13 protein-coding genes and 1 tRNA gene are annotated in these 15,680 nt (G+C 40.1%); 8 read left to right on the top strand and 6 right to left on the bottom strand.

Annotation, left to right across the window (positions count from 1 at the left end; translation table 11 throughout):
- Window positions 1-51: 51 nt before the first annotated feature.
- From P20495_RS13940 to pepA, 3 genes are all read right to left on the bottom strand, one after another.
- Window positions 52-2,907 carry a valine--tRNA ligase gene (locus P20495_RS13940; RefSeq protein ID WP_008135002.1) on the bottom strand — a complete coding sequence of 952 codons (2,856 nt, stop codon included), beginning with the start codon at window positions 2,905-2,907 and terminating at the stop codon, window positions 52-54.
- Between the two features lie 53 nt (window positions 2,908-2,960).
- Window positions 2,961-3,407: a DNA polymerase III subunit chi gene (locus P20495_RS13945; protein ID WP_033015377.1), complete on the bottom strand. Its 447-nt coding sequence runs from the start codon at window positions 3,405-3,407 to the stop codon at window positions 2,961-2,963.
- Window positions 3,408-3,565: 158 nt separating this feature from the next.
- Complete coding sequence (gene pepA, locus P20495_RS13950; RefSeq protein WP_008134999.1) at window positions 3,566-5,077, bottom strand: leucyl aminopeptidase; 1,512 nt, start codon at window positions 5,075-5,077, stop codon at window positions 3,566-3,568.
- A 288-nt stretch (window positions 5,078-5,365) separates the two neighbouring features.
- Here pepA and lptF point away from each other — a divergent pair, with 288 nt between their 5' ends.
- Both lptF and lptG read left to right on the top strand, forming a co-directional pair.
- Window positions 5,366-6,478 (top strand): LPS export ABC transporter permease LptF, encoded by a 1,113-nt coding sequence (lptF, locus tag P20495_RS13955; RefSeq protein WP_007377062.1) that lies wholly within the window; start codon window positions 5,366-5,368, stop codon window positions 6,476-6,478.
- Window positions 6,475-7,542 (top strand): LPS export ABC transporter permease LptG, encoded by a 1,068-nt coding sequence (gene lptG / locus P20495_RS13960; RefSeq protein WP_033015376.1) that lies wholly within the window; start codon window positions 6,475-6,477, stop codon window positions 7,540-7,542. The genes lptF and lptG overlap by 4 nt, the downstream gene beginning before the upstream one ends.
- Window positions 7,543-7,633: 91 nt before the next feature.
- Here the strand turns inward: lptG and P20495_RS13965 are convergent, their stop codons facing one another.
- Entirely contained in the window at window positions 7,634-8,128 is a 495-nt protein-coding gene (locus tag P20495_RS13965; RefSeq protein ID WP_007377060.1) for an RDD family protein, read from the bottom strand.
- Window positions 8,129-8,410: 282 nt separating this feature from the next.
- Between P20495_RS13965 and P20495_RS13970 the strand changes: the two genes are divergently transcribed.
- Window positions 8,411-8,495, top strand: a tRNA-Leu gene (locus tag P20495_RS13970).
- A gap of 439 nt (window positions 8,496-8,934) precedes the next feature.
- On the opposite strand, the gene P20495_RS13975 is transcribed toward P20495_RS13970, so the two are convergent.
- Window positions 8,935-9,318, bottom strand: a complete 384-nt coding sequence (locus tag P20495_RS13975) for a DUF1842 domain-containing protein (RefSeq protein WP_008134994.1) — start codon at window positions 9,316-9,318, stop codon at window positions 8,935-8,937.
- Between the two features lie 533 nt (window positions 9,319-9,851).
- Here P20495_RS13975 and P20495_RS13980 point away from each other — a divergent pair.
- From P20495_RS13980 to P20495_RS13995, 4 genes are all read left to right on the top strand, one after another.
- Window positions 9,852-10,841 carry a fatty acid desaturase gene (locus P20495_RS13980; RefSeq protein WP_008134992.1) on the top strand — a complete coding sequence of 330 codons (990 nt, stop codon included), beginning with the start codon at window positions 9,852-9,854 and terminating at the stop codon, window positions 10,839-10,841.
- Window positions 10,842-11,221: 380 nt separating this feature from the next.
- Window positions 11,222-12,514: an amidohydrolase gene (locus tag P20495_RS13985; protein WP_008134987.1), complete on the top strand. Its 1,293-nt coding sequence runs from the start codon at window positions 11,222-11,224 to the stop codon at window positions 12,512-12,514.
- Window positions 12,515-12,746: 232 nt separating this feature from the next.
- The gene (locus P20495_RS13990) at window positions 12,747-13,160 is read left to right on the top strand and encodes a GFA family protein (protein ID WP_007377055.1); all 414 of its coding nucleotides are present in this window, start codon (window positions 12,747-12,749) and stop codon (window positions 13,158-13,160) included.
- Between the two features lie 93 nt (window positions 13,161-13,253).
- The gene (locus P20495_RS13995; RefSeq protein WP_008134985.1) at window positions 13,254-13,475 is read left to right on the top strand and encodes a hypothetical protein; all 222 of its coding nucleotides are present in this window, start codon (window positions 13,254-13,256) and stop codon (window positions 13,473-13,475) included.
- Here the strand turns inward: P20495_RS13995 and P20495_RS14000 are convergent.
- The gene (locus P20495_RS14000) at window positions 13,464-14,660 is read right to left on the bottom strand and encodes an MFS transporter (protein ID WP_083829646.1); all 1,197 of its coding nucleotides are present in this window, start codon (window positions 14,658-14,660) and stop codon (window positions 13,464-13,466) included. The two genes, P20495_RS13995 and P20495_RS14000, sit on opposite strands and share 12 nt — an antisense overlap.
- 105 nt (window positions 14,661-14,765) lie before the next feature.
- Here P20495_RS14000 and P20495_RS14005 point away from each other — a divergent pair, with 105 nt between their 5' ends.
- Window positions 14,766-15,557: a helix-turn-helix domain-containing protein gene (locus tag P20495_RS14005; protein ID WP_008134980.1), complete on the top strand. Its 792-nt coding sequence runs from the start codon at window positions 14,766-14,768 to the stop codon at window positions 15,555-15,557.
- The last annotated feature ends 123 nt before the right edge of the window (window positions 15,558-15,680 follow it).

Raw genomic sequence — 15,680 nt, 5'->3', positions numbered from 1 at the left:
CGGCTTTTTTTAATGCCTATTAAATAGTGTTAATAGGCATAATAACTAAAATTATAAGCTTTCTATTTTAGTTTTTTGCTCAAGTAGCTTAGTTTTAGCATCGCTAAACTCAGCCAATTTTGCATTTTCTTTAGCAAGTACCGCTTCAGGAGCGTTATTAACAAACTTTTCGTTAGCGAGTTTGTTTTGCACTTGTGCTAGGCCCTTTTCGGCTTTTTCGAGTTGCTTATTAATACGCGAAAGTTCGGCTTCCACATCAATTAAGCCTGCCATTGGGATCATGATCTCAAGGTTGCCAACATAAGAAGTCGCACATGCTGGTGCGTCGTCTTTGTTTTCAAGCATTGTAAACTCTTCAATTTTTGCAAGTGATGCTAAAAATGATTTGTTTTCTTCAATGCGGCGCACGTCATCGCTTGATGCATTAGCAAGTAATACGCTAAGTGGTTTACTTGGACTAATATCCATTTCACCACGAATATTACGAATAGCTAAAATGAATTGTTTAACCCATTCTAAATCGTCCATCGCTTTAGCATCAACGCTTGCTTCATTATATACAGGGAACGGCTGAACCATAATGCTGGTGTTCTCTGTTTTAAGGCCTGCAAGTGGTGCAACACGTTGCCAAATAGTTTCAGTGATGTATGGCATCATTGGGTGCATTAAACGCAGTAAGCTTTCAAGTACGGTAATAAGTGTATTACGGGTACCACGTTGCTGCGCTTCATTACCTTTAAATAATACCGGCTTAGTGAGCTCTAAGTACCAATCACAAAATTGGTTCCAAGTGAATTCGTAAAGCGTGTTAGCAGCTAAGTCAAAGCGGTAGTTATCTAAATGCTCTGTATAGGTTTTAACGGTTGCTTCATATTGACCTAAAATCCAACGATCAGCTAATGAAAGCTCCGTTTGAGCACCGTTTGCAAAACCACAGTCTTGCTCTTCTGTGTTCATTAATACGTAACGGCTCGCGTTCCATAATTTGTTACAGAAGTTACGGTAACCTTCAAGGCGGTTCATATCCCAGTTAATATCACGACCAGTAGATGCCATTGCAGCAAGTGTAAAGCGAAGGGCGTCGGTGCCGTGTGCTTCAATACCGCCTGCAAATACTTTACGCGTATCTTTTTCGATTTTAGCGGCAAGTTTTGGCTGCATCATGTTACCAGTACGTTTTTGTACTAGGTCTTCAAGTTCAATGCCGTCAATCATGTCTAATGGGTCAAGTACGTTGCCTTTTGACTTAGACATTTTATCGCCATTGTCGTCACGTATTAAGCCAGTTACATACACGGTTTTAAACGGAACTTGTGGTTTGCCATTTTCGTCTTTTACAAAGTGCAGCGTCATCATAATCATGCGCGCAACCCAGAAGAAAATAATATCAAAACCAGTTACCAACACGTCAGACGGGTGGAAGGTTTTTAAATCATCGGTATTTTCTGGCCAACCTTGTGTAGAGAACGTCCAAAGCGCTGATGAGAACCACGTATCAAGTACGTCTTCGTCTTGGCTTAGCGTTACGCTGTCTGCAATGTTGTTTTCACGGCGTACTTCAGCTTCGTCGCGACCAACAAATACATTGCCTTCACTGTCGTACCAAGCTGGAATGCGGTGACCCCACCAAAGCTGGCGTGAAATACACCAATCTTGTACGTCGTTCATCCACGAGAAATACATGTTTTCGTATTGCTTAGGAACAAATTGAATGTCGCCGTTTTTAACTGCGTCTTTTGCAGGTTCAGCTAGTGGTGCAACACGTACATACCATTGGTCGGTAAGTAGTGGCTCAATTACCACGCCAGAGCGATCGCCGTAAGGAACGGTTAAACCATGGTCTTCAATTTTTTCAAGTAGGCCTAGCTCTTCAAATTCTGCCACAATTGCTTTACGCGCAGCAAAACGATCAAGCCCGCGCAAGCGCTCAGGAATTGGCGCATCAAACTCAAGCTCTTTACCGTCAAAGGTGTATGTTTCACCTTGGGTAAGAATAGCGGCGTCTTTATCGAAAATGTTGATCATCGGCATTTGATGACGCTTGCCCACTTCGTTATCGTTAAAGTCGTGCGCTGGGGTTATTTTTACACAGCCCGTGCCTTTATCTTTATCGGCATGTTCGTCAGCAACAATTTTAATACGACGATTAACGATGGGTAATAAAATCTCTTTACCGATTAAATCTGTATAGCGTTCGTCATCTGGATTTACTGCAACACCCGAGTCGCCAAGCATGGTTTCAGGGCGAGTTGTAGCTACTACTATGTAGTCTTTTCCGTCTTGTGTTGTTACGCCATCAGCCAGTGGGTAACGTAAGTTCCACATGTGGCCTTGCTTGTCTTTGTTTTCAACTTCAAGATCAGAAATAGCAGTGTGTAATTTAGGATCCCAGTTTACTAGGCGTTTGCCACGGTAAATTAGGTTTTCTTTGTGAAGGCGTACAAACACTTCTTTAACGGCTTCAGATAAGCCATCGTCCATAGTAAAGCGTTCACGATCCCAATCAACCGATGCGCCAAGGCGACGAAGCTGCTTGGTAATAGTGCCGCCTGATTCTTTTTTCCATTCCCAGATTTTATTAATAAAATCTTCACGGCCTAAATCATGGCGTGTTTTGCCTTCTTCTGCATGCAATTTACGCTCAACCAACATTTGCGTTGCAATGCCTGCGTGGTCAGTACCTACTTGCCATAATGTGTTGTTACCTTGCATACGTTTAAAACGCGTTAGGGTATCCATTATTGTATCTTGGAAGGCGTGGCCCATGTGTAAGCTACCAGTGACATTTGGCGGCGGGATCATAATTGAATACGGTACGCCTTGGCCAGATGGCTTAAAGTAGCCTTTTTGTTCCCAGTCTTGATATAGAGACTGTTCAATATCTTGCGGATTGTAGGTTTTATCCATTACACAGAACCTTAAATAAGTACTTAAATTAGTTGGTTAGTTTGCCTGATTGGCTAGCTATTAATATCTTGCGTGGTGAGATTGGCACCGAGTTGGCGTAGCTTTTTAAAACGCTCGCGGGCTGCCTGTTTAGCAGCTGCTTCTACGGGTACAAAATCAAAAACTTGGTTAAACCGACGAATGTAATCCGGTAACTGAGTAGCCAAGTTAATTAAAACTTTACGATTGCCAACAGGTGGCGTAATACCAATTTCTACCGGTGCGCCGCCTTTAGGGCCTTCACCTTGTAAATTATGTGGCACAAAACTATCTGGATCGAATGCCCAAATTATTTCATCAATGGCACAGGCTGCTTCGTTATCGTTAACACAAATAAACACACGCTGCCCATTTCGATACTGATCGGCCGCAATTTGAGCAGCCAAAGCAAAATGATCGTCTGGCTTTGCCAACGATTCATCTTGTTGCTTTAGAACGAAAAATTTAGCGTTCATGTTCATTGTATCGGGGTTTCCCATGACATTGAATGCATACCAAATTGATATACATAAATTAAGAGGCAGATTTTGCCATATAACGGGGTTTGCTTCAATTAATACACAAATAAATAAGGCGCCAAACGGCGCCTTATAAACAGATATTAATTTAAACTAAACGTTTAATCTTGAGCGGCTTCACTTACACCAGCTCTATTTAGTAAATACTGAGTAAGCATAGGAACAGGGCGACCCGTTGCGCCTTTTTTAGCGCCACTGCGCCAAGCTGTACCGGCAACATCTAAATGTGCCCAATTATACTTTTTAGTAAATTTAGATAAGAAACATGCTGCAGTAATAGTACCCGCAGAGCGCCCGCCTAAGTTCGTAAAGTCAGCAAATGGGCTGTCTAGTTGATCTTGATAGTCATCCCATAATGGTAACTGCCATGCGCGGTCACCACTTTGCTCAGACGCTTTTAATAAATCGTGCGCAAGTGGGTTATGGTTTGATAGTAAACCAGTGGCATGCGCGCCAAGAGCTACAATACAAGCGCCAGTCAGTGTTGCTACGTCAATAACCGTATCTGGGTTAAAGCGTTCAACGTACGTTAGTGCGTCGCACAATACTAAACGACCTTCAGCGTCGGTGTTTAACACTTCAACTGTTTGCCCCGACATTGTTGTTAAAATATCACCCGGGCGATATGCATTTGAGCCGGGCATGTTTTCACAACCAGCTAAAACACCAATAACGTTAATTGGCAATTGCATTTGTGCAAGCGCACGCATTGCGCCAATAACACCTGCAGCGCCGCCCATGTCATATTTCATTTCATCCATGCCTTCGCCTGGTTTTAATGAAATACCGCCTGAGTCAAACGTTAAACCTTTACCAACAAGTACAATAGGGGCTTGGTCGTCAGCGGCACCTTTGTAGTTAATAATCGACATAATTGATTCGTTATCACTACCTCGGCCAACAGCTAGGTAAGAATTCATACCTAGTTCTGCCATTTGCTTTTCGCCAATAATATCAACAGTGATGTTGTCAAAATTAGTTGCCAACTCTTGTGCTTGCTCGCCTAAGTACACTGGGTTACAAATATTTGGTGGCATATTAGCCACGTCTTTACACAGCTTACTACCTGCAGCAATGGCTAAACCATGCTCAATGGCACTTTCGCCAATCGTTAGTTCGCGTCGTGTTGGTACGTTGAATACCATTTTACGTAATGGACGACGAGGGTCTACTTTTTTGCTTTTTAATTGGTTAAACGTATATAAACAATCTTGCGTAGTTTCTACCGCTTGGCGCACTTTCCAGTAGGTGTCGCGACCTTTAACGTGTTGTTCTGTTAAAAAGCATACCGCTTCCATTGAACCAGTATCGTTTAAGGTATTTATTGTTTTAGAAATAATTTGTTTGTATTGTTTATCGTCAAGTTCGCGTTCTTTACCACAGCCTACAAGCAATATGCGCTCGCTTAATACATTAGGTACATGATGCAATAATAAAACTTGACCTGGTTTACCTTCTAAATCACCACGGCGAAGTAAGTTTGAGATATAACCGTCACTGATTTTATCGAGTTGTTCACCAATGGGGGATAACCTACGTGGCTCGTAAACGCCAACTACAATACATGCGCTACGTTGTTTTTCTGGGCTACCACTTTTTACGCTAAATTCCATTGTCACTCCTGGTTTTGAGTCGATTAGGCTATTAAATAGGGGCTAAAAAAAAGATTTCTAGTCTAATAACTCTAATATTAGCTGATTTTGCTAGACTCTTACTGTGTAATTGAACTTTATATGCTTAAGGGCTACTAATGCAACATTATATCGTGCTCTTAGGTAGGATAATTAAATTTGATGGCTTATAATAATGGCTAATTTGCCAGTACAAGCTGCGTAAAATAGCTATTTAACTATTAAATTATCACTATCTTAGTGAAATTCCATGTTTAACAGGGGCGAGCATTGCTAATTTTCCGTTATTTGACCTCAGAGGTTTTAAAATCGCAGGTCGCCGTATTTTTAACTTTAATGACCATTTTTTTGTCACAAAAGTTAGTTGTTATTTTAGGCGATGCCTCCGAGGGTAGTATCCCTGCCAAACTAGTTCTGTCGATGATTGCACTTAAATTACCGCAATTAGCCTCTTTAATACTTCCGCTGAGTATATTTTTAGGCATTATTTTAGCTTACAGCCGTATTTATGCTGATAGCGAAATGACCGTGCTTAAAGCCTGTGGCGTAAGTGAATGGTACGTTGTGCGCGTTACGCTTATATCAAGTGCAGGGTTGGCATTTTTAGCCGCAGCGCTCACCATGTACATAGCACCATGGGCAAGTGAGCAAGAATACCAATTAAAAGAACAAGCTAAAGCCGATGCCGGTTTATCCGCGCTAAGAGCGGGGCGATTTCAAGAAACCGGTAACGAAAAAGCCGTGGTATTTATTCACAATATTGAAAAAGGCGGCAAAGAGCTTAATAAGGTATTTGTAGCGCAACTACCTAACAGCGAAAAAGATAACCTTGCACGCCTAGTTTACGCAGAACAAGGCGTAGTAGTAGAAGCCGTTAATGGTGAACAGCAGTTAGTGCTTACTGATGGTAAACGTTATGAAACTGACGGTTTAACACCTGCACTTAATTTAACTGAATTTGACGGCTATAGCGTACAAATCCGCGATCAAGAAATAGAGCATCAACGCCGTAAGCTAGAAGCTGTGCCAACTAATCAGTTACTGGCAATAAATACCCCTGAATCTATAGCACAATGGCAGTGGCGTCTCGCTATTCCACTTTCTATTCCACTGCTTACTTTGCTCGCTGTGCCATTAAGTGTTGTAAACCCGCGTCAAGGTAAGTTTGCTAAATTAGTGCCCGCTATTAGCTTGTATTTGGGTTACTTTATTTTACTTAATGCAGCTAAATTTGCAGTTGAGGATGGTAAAATACCACCATCAATAGGGTTGTGGTGGATCCACATAAGTGCCCTATTTATAGGTGGGCTATTAATAATTAAAGGGCGTCCACTGGGCGCTTGGCTTAAAGCTGTTGTAACTAAGCGAGAACTAGGCTCATGATGAAAACGCTTGATTGGTATTTAGGCCGCAGTATTTTACAAACAACAGGCTTTGCCTTATTGGTATTAGTGGGTATTAGTACCCTCATAAAATTTATTGAACAGTTAAAATCGGTAGGGCGTGGTAGTTACGACTTAATTACCGCAATGCTTTACACTTTATATACTATACCGGGTGACCTTGTTGTATTTTTCCCTATGGCTGCGCTAATTGGCGGATTAACGGGTTTAGGGGCACTCGCCTCGAACAGTGAGCTGGTGGTAATGCAAGCCGCTGGTATGTCGCGTTTACAAATAATCGGCTCGGTAATGAAAACGGCCGTATTTATGGCTTTTTGTATGATGGCACTTGGCGAGTGGGGTGCACCAGAGGCACAGCTGCACGCTAAAGAAATGCGTAATCAGGCAATACATGGCGGTGATGTATTTAATGCGCAAAAAGGCGTATGGGCTAAAGATGGTAATAACTTTATTAACATAGAAGATGTTGATCAAAATGGAATGCTGCATGGTGTGTATATGTATCATTTTGACAAATCATTAGATTTGACTCAAATCACTAAAGCAAAAAATGCTTTGAGTCGTAATGACGGTTGGCTACTTCGTGATATAAATAAGGTAATTATCACCGACGAAAAAATTACCACAGAACAGGTGCCTGAAGAATTTTATGCCTCACAACTCACCGCTGAAAAGCTGGGTGTTGTATCAGTCAAGCCAGAGTCGTTATCGTTTACTGGTTTATGGTCGTATTTAGGGTATTTAGAACAAAATGAGCAAGACACTAGTACCTACGAGCTTGCCCTTTGGCGTAAGTTTATGCAGCCTGTATCTGTTGCGGTAATGCTGCTGGTGGCGCTCTCGTTTATATTTGGCCCACTACGTACCGTTACTATGGGGGCGCGTATTATTATGGGTGTTGTAACTGGTATCGTGTTTCATTTAACTAACGAAATATTTGGCCCTGTGGTTATGGTTTATCAAATACCAGCTATTGTAGGTGCTGTATTACCAAGCATAATATTTATAAGTTTTGCGACATACTTAATGAATAAACGAGTTTAATGCTTTTAAAATAGTGTAGGTAATAAACTTATAAACATAAAAAAGCGTGACAGTAGCCACGCTTTTTTACTTTAAAATAAGTGATATAGGCTCAATCTAGCTCACGATAAATACGCTTGTTTTCTTCTTTTGTCAGTGCAATTACTTCGGTTTTAGAAATATAATCTTGTAATGCATTTTTGTTTTTAAAATCAACTAACACCACTAAATTGCCTAGCCCAAGTAGTGAGCTTACACAGCGGATAATCGCTTGAGGCCAGCTAATAAGGTTCCCGTCGAGTGTTTGTACTTTTAAACGCCATGCGCGCATACCAATGGTTTGGCCACTTTTAGTCCAAAAGTAAGCAAAAAAGAAAATGTTTATACCTACAAATAACGTACTTCTAATACCGTATAGCAGTGGGGAATCCTGTATATAAGCTGCAGGATCTTCTGCTTGAGCAATAAAACCCAAGGCACTTAGTCCTTGAATTACTGCAAAATAAAGTATGGCTGTAAGCATAGATAAAGAAATTACGACTAAGGCATCGTAAATTAAAGACGCAAAACGACGCCAAAAACTCGCCCGTGGAAACTTACCAGACATAAAGACACTCTCACTATTAATATGCTCGCTAGTTTAGCAAAAAAGCTTACAAATACTAAGTGCTATAGTTTAGCGATACTATTTAACCTAACAATCTCTTTTGTAAATGTTAATAGATGGCTAAATGTTAAGCGGTTGATCATGCTAATGTCATAAAACGCTTGCTGCTGCATGTATTGTTTGTATAATGCTTGGCATAGAGACGAAGGCATATAAACAAACCTTAGCTCTAAAGTGGTTTTTCTTTATCTTCTCGTGTTTAGAAGGTTAAAGAAAAATGACGCCAGCGTGATGAAATTGGTAGACATGGGGGATTCAAAATCCCCTTCCGAAAGGAGTGCCGGTTCGAGTCCGGCCGCTGGTACCACTTTTTATAGCCCCTGCTAGATTTAGCAGGGGTTTTTTTATGCCTGAATTTTGAGTGATTAGCTTAAAGTATTACTAATGATATGGCGCAGATATAATATCAATTCGTGATAATTCTTAATTAATTTTAGGGATTAAACCTGATACCAACTGCATTTGAAATTTCTGCCTTACGACTCCATGTATGCAGAAAGTAGAGCAATGTAAGATCAATTGCCGAGAACAATTAAATAACGGAGTTTTTGCCTTGTTATCGGCAAGGTTTTTTACCTAAAAATAGGCCCCATACAATAAGTAGAACGGTATAGTTTAAGTACTCTGTTTTAACTTTTGATTGCTTTACTTACGTGCTGTTTATTTTTGTTGTAATGAGGGTTTTTGCAAGACTGTAACAGCGGCACTTAAATGTATTAAGTGCCGTTAAAAATATTTTCTTTATATTAGTCGATTAAACTTACTTGGCCTTGGTAAGTATTATCACCAACCGAAAAGCTACCTTTACCATTCCATTGATTATCTACTGCGAAGCTTGCCGTGAATGGCGACTGATAGCTACCAATTGCAGGTGGTGGGAAGGATACAATGGCTTGGCCAGTTACTGCACCAACTTTGGTTACGTCATTGTAACCTGTTGCATGCATATGCCCTGATGCGCTAGAAGTAAATTGTGGCGCATGCTGAGTTCCCTCTAAAATGGCCCCATTTGCTCTACCATTTAATGCTCCTGTTTTTGGATCTACTGATAATTGTAATTCCATAGAACCACCACCAACAACGCCAGATTTAAACTGTAGTTTAACCAGATATAAGCTTTCGTTAGACATTTTAATCTTCCTTTTTAAGTGTGTATGAACAATATTTAGTGGTTTTTCACTAACTAACCTAAAACCCGGGTAAAGATTTACTAACATATTGAACTGTATTGATATTTTTTATAGCTAGGTTTTTTCAGTGAAAATAAGGTGAATTCACCGCCAATAGCGGATCTGATTCAAATGAATTCAACTCAGTTAGCGCTGAAAATAGTTGCTTGAGATTGATTTATTATCCAGAACTCAGGTTAACTAAGGAAAGTGTAGAACGATTGCAGCTAAATATGTATTACAGAGCATTACAGGCAAAGGTGTCCCTAATTAGATGTTTGGATCTCGAAAATCATGTAATTAAAGCCAGAGTAGTTGAATATAAAATATAGTAGGTATGAGTTTAGTCGTGTGTGGTCTCGTTATTATTGTATTTATTGCTGTGCGAAAGCACACTTTAGCATCAAGCGTATTATAATTTTTTATTGTCATTTTTTTAGATGTTACGCTTAATTCAGGTATTATTTGTACATCAAGTTTTTTAAGACATCATCATGACTCAATTAAGTGCCAAACAGAACATTCAAGCGATTGTTAAAGCAATCAAGGCAGAAGAAGTGTTAATTCGTAAAAAACACCCATTACTTGCACATCAAAATACCTTAGGGTTAATTATTTTATTGCTGTCGCTTAGCGCATTAACTGGTGTTGGTGTTTTATATTATTTAGCGATAATACCGGCTTGGGTATGTATAGTACTTGCGGCTATTGCTGCGTCTATTTCCCATGAGTTAGAGCACGACCTTATACATAAACAATACTTTAGTAATCAGCCTTTCATGCATAATTTTATGATGTTAGTAGTATGGTTAATGCGACCAAATACTATTAGCCCATGGTACCGACGTAAAATGCATTTACACCATCACAAAACCTCAGGCACACAACAAGACCTAGAAGAACGCTTGGTGGGAAACGGTATTAAAAATCCATTTTTACGTGCGCTAGTTATTGTTGATGGTTTGTTAGGGCTGATTATTTCTAGTAAACGTTTTAGAAAAGAAATTAATGGCTTTAGTTTTTCGAGTGTTTTTAATGCAGGATTTCCGGTAACAACTGCGTATTTTGCTATTTTATACAGCGTTATTTTATTTCATATTGTTGATTTATTTATACCACTTTCGCTAAATTCACCTAGCTGGGTACTAAGTATAATGAATGTGTTTGAATTTTTAATGGTCGTGCTCATTGTGCCTAATATTATTCGTTCAAGTTCGCTCAATTTTGTTACCTCAAGCATGCATTACTATGGCGGCGTTAATAACATGCTTGAGCAAACACACGTGCTAACGAGTCGTTTATTTATGCCGTTTCACTTGTTTTGTTTTAACTTTGGTAAAACGCATACCATTCATCATTTTGTGCCAAATCAGCCATTTTATTTACGTCAAATGTTAAGTAAAAAAATACTTAAAGTAATGGCACAACACAACGTGCGCTTTAACGATTTTGACAGCATTAAAAATGCGAATGCTTATAAATAATTACCTCCAACATTAGGAGGTCTTACATTGCTATTCTTATTTTATAATCTGAATAGCAATTATGTACCAAGCCTATTACTCTCTAGCTTCTTCTATCCACCACCGCGCTTATTAAAACTCACTTTACGTGCGTTGGTTGACTATTCAATGCCATTTTTAAATCAACAAAAGCAAAAATGGTAGGCTTAATTAGCGCTAAATCTTCACACTAAAAATAGATAAAGCCCCCCATAGTTGGGCATCTAGCTTAAATGGGATTGATTATTGTAGAGCCTTCAGTAATAGTGGTTATAGAGCGAACTAATTATGTTCTCAATAATACATAAGGTCTCGTGCTCATCAATATTATAAAACCAATAAATATAATAAGGACAAACAGGATGAAAAAATCACTTATTTCAATCGCATTAGGCTTTGCTGCCCTTAGTGCGTTTAATGCCAATGCAAACATTGATCAGCAAGTGAAAAAGGTAGAGCAACAGGTTATTGATTGGCGACGTGATTTTCATCAAAATCCTGAGCTTGGAAATCGCGAAACCCGCACAGCAGGTATTGTCGCTAAACACTTAAAGTCGCTGGGTATGGAAGTACAAACAGGGATTGCTCATACAGGTGTTGTAGGGCTATTAAAAGGTGCAAAGCCAGGCCCGACAGTAATGCTACGCGCAGATATGGACGCGCTGCCAGTTACTGAAAAAGCCGATGTTGATTTTAAATCAACTAAAACCACTAATTATCGTGGTGTTGATGTAGGCATAATGCATGCTTGTGGGCATGACACGCACGTGGCCATGCTAATGGGCGCTGCACAAGTGCTTGCAAATATGAAAGATGAGCTACACGGTAATATTATGTTTGTATTTCAGCCTGCAGAAGAAGGCGCACCAGAGGGGGAAGAGGGTGGCGCTGAGCTAATGCTTAAAGAAGGCATATTTAAACAATACAAACCAGAGGCTGCTTTTGGATTGCACATAACATCTAGTTTGCACAGCGGTAAAATTGGCTATAGAAGTGGCCCTGCAATGGCCAGTGCAGACCGATTTGAAATAACTGTACATGGCAAGCAGGCACACGGCTCTGCACCGTGGACAGGGGTTGACCCAATTGCCGCAGCTGCGCAAATAGTAACTGGCGTTAATCATATTGTTAGTCGCCAAATCAATATTACCAAAGAGCCTGCTATTGTCTCGTTTGGTAAGATAGCGGGTGGGGTACGTAATAATATTATTCCTGAAGAAGTCGAAATGGTAGGCACAATTCGTAACTTTGATATGGATAACCGAGCACAAATATTTGAAAAAATAAAAACCACAGCCACGCACATTGCTAAATCGTCAGGTGCAACTGCAGAGGTACACATTCACGAAGGTTATCCGGTAACGATTAATAACCCAAAGTTAACTGCGCAAATGTTACCTAGCCTTAAAAAAGCAGCAGGTAATGAAAACGTAGTTGAAATGGGAAAAATAACCGGCGCAGAAGACTTTTCGTTTTACGCATTAGAAGTGCCGAGTGTATTTTTATTTTTAGGCGGCACACCAAGTGAGCAAGATTTAAATACAGTGGCTAGTAATCACTCACCTTATTTTTATGCCGACGAATCATCGTTTAAAGTAGGCACTAAGGCGCTTAGCCTGTTAGCTGTTGATTATTTGAATGCACATAAAAGATAGCTTAAACGCACCACGTTACGCTATTAGCTTAACGTGGTATTGCTGTTTTATTTAAAAGGTTCCATCATGTTTGTAGCACTTGTTCAGCGTTGAAAATCACTTTCAAAAATTAAAAATCTAACCGAATATACAAATGAACCGGCGAGCAATTTTTTATATTTTAAAAATAATGAATCGATACTGCCGGTCTTATATCTCGATTCAATCTTCATAAGCATTAAGGATTTAAATAATGGAAATTACTGGAAGCTGTTACTGTGGTGAAATTAAATACCAGGCAAAGTCTCAAAATAACAATGCACTTGTTTGCCATTGTAGCGATTGCCAACGTATGTCGAGCGGCCCATTTAGAGCCGTTATAATTGCAGAGCCAAATTCGGTAGTATTTACCCAAGGTGAGCCAAAAGAGTTTGTTAAAACAGCGCAAAGTGGTAACAAACGTGCGCAAGGTTTTTGTGGCACATGTGGTACAACACTTTATGCAACTAACGAAGCTAAAGCTGACCGTGTATATGGTTTGCGTATTGGTGCGGTTGATCAGCGAGATCAATTTACGCCAACAGCACAAATTTGGGCTAAATCAACATTGAGCTGGTTGAGCGGCTTACACGAAGTACCTGCATTTGATACAACCCCACAAAACTAATAATACTGATAAAAAATCACTTTTTAGTAAGCGATTTGAAATTTATTTAACCAAATGACTGTCTACTTATAAGTCAGTCATTTGGAGAATAATATGTGTAGTTCACCTAAAAGCAGCCGAGCAGTAAATAAAACTGCAATAAACTTTAATGATGAGCTTACGCAAGAGCAGCGCTTGCGTTTTGCTGCAAAAGCTAATTTAGCGCAAGAGCGCCGTGAACAGCGCGAAGCAACTAATAAACGCTATGAGCAAAAGCACGCGAGCGACAAACCTTCATCTGGTTTATTTTCGTGGTTACAGCAGCTAGTTAGCTGATTTAGCTAAAGTGGTGTTTTTACCACTGCCTAAACCACATAAAGCACACAGTACTCCGGCAATAGCGCACAGCCATAATGGCGCACTCCAACTACCTGTTATAGTGTGTAATGCACCAGCTAGCATAGGCCCAATAGCGGCGAGTAAATAGCCTACGCTTTGCGACATACCTGAAAGCGACGCTGCTTGTTGCGAATCGTCAGTTCGTAAACTAATAAACGACAGCCCCAATATAAAACACGCTCCAGAGCAAAAACCCAGCATTAGGGTCCAAACAAAAGCAAAGCTAGGCATGTAAAGCAGCCCCAATGCACTGAGTGCACTCAACATGGCTAAAATAAAGCTAAGCGCGCTTTGATCTTTTAATTTTGCCAATAGGGGGATTAATATTAAACCCGGTAATGCAGTCGCTATTTGAAAAGCCCCATGATAAGCACCTGCTTGGGTAGCTGAGTGACCGGTTTCGGTTAATATGCTTGGTAACCACGTAATAATTATATAATTTAAAAACGAGTTTAAGCCCAGCAGTAGGGTAATTTGCCATGCTAGTAAATAACGCCATACACTTTTTGACGTGTCAGTGTGTTGAGCAATACTGACAGGTTTTGTGTGCTTACTTAATTGCGACATCCATACAATAATACTCGCCAGAGTAATAATGCCTGATGAGCCTAGCGCAAGCTGCCATCCTAATCCGTTTAATTGACTAAGCGGAAATACCAAAGTGGAAAACCCGCCCGATACCACGCCCATAGTAAGCACGTAGGCTGAGGTCATTAACGCAACCTTTGCAGGGAAGTCGCGCTTAATTAAACTTGGTAATAATACGTTTGCGATGGCAATGCCCACACCAATAATAGCGGTGCCCACAAAAAGCATGGCTGAGATATTTATTACCCGTGCTGCAACCCCTGCAAGTATAAATAACAAAGCCACAAACAAGGTGCGCTCTAGCCCTTGCTTTTTAGCAAGAGTTGCGGCCATTGGCGATACAACCGCAAAGGCAATGAGTGGCAGTGTTGTTAAAAATCCAGCTTGCGAAGCACTTAACCCAAAGTGATTAATAATTTGTTCAAGCACAGGTGCAATACCTGTAAATGTGGCGCGTAAATTTGCGGCAATAAGTAATATGCCAAGTACTAGCAATATGCCAGCGAAGCGTGATTTAGGTGTATTATTTAACAAAGATAAAGCCATTAAAACGAATATTTAATGGGCGCTAGTATAAAAGCTTAGCAATAACTATAATTTAGAGATAATGACATTAAATAACTAAAAACAGACAAAACTATGTTTGATGCAATTGGCTGGGACGACATTAAAAATTTTGAAACTATGGCGCAGCCCATAATAGCCAAAATAGAGCATGCCCATGCAAGTCACGAAATACCACTGCACACTCATCCAAAAGGGCAATTAATTTTAGCGCTGCATGGTTATGTAACGTGTGAAGTGTCGGCCAAAATGTGGATGGTGCCTACGCACAGTGCAATTTGGATCCCTGCACAAAAGGTGCATAGCAATAGGGCGTCTGATAACGCGCAGCTTTGTCATTTATTTATTGATAGTAGTAAAAACGGTATGCCGTTAAATACCTGTACGTTAGCCATTACGCCGCTGGTTAAAGAGCTAATGTGTGAGTTGGCTGGGCATAATCAGCACTATACTTTAAATAGTAAAACAGCGCGTTTAGCGCAGGTGTTATTTGATCAACTTATTGAAATGCCCGTACAACCACTCGATTTTGTATTATCTAAAAACGAGGTAATTCAAACCATGAGCGATCAGCTTATAAATATGCCAAATAACCGAAAAACACTACCACAATGGGCTAAGCAGTTTGCATTAACTGAGCGCACATTAGCGAGGTTAATAAAAAAAGAAACCGGTATGACATTTGGAAAGTGGCGTACGCAATTGCATATAATTACAGCTTTAAAAGCGCTTGCTGATAAACAAAGTGTGCAGCAGGTGTCGGAGTTATTAGGGTATGAGTCGGTGAGTGCATTTATTACTATGTTTAAAAAGGTAATGAAAAAGTCGCCCATGAAATACATGAGCGACTTAAATCAATTAAATTAGCTTAGGGTCTGTTGATCTTTGCGGATTAAAATTTGTTCAAACTAGGGGCTATTTAACCGCGGCGCGAGATTTGTAACCTAGTGGGCTCGGTAACTGCTCCTGCGTTACCCTACTGGCTTACAT

The organism is Pseudoalteromonas sp. BSi20495 (assembly GCF_000241185.1).
Taxonomy (GTDB): Bacteria; Pseudomonadota; Gammaproteobacteria; order Enterobacterales; family Alteromonadaceae; genus Pseudoalteromonas; species Pseudoalteromonas fuliginea.
Note: the sequence above shows the minus strand (reverse complement) of the source record. Positions and strands in the feature narration are given on the sequence as shown.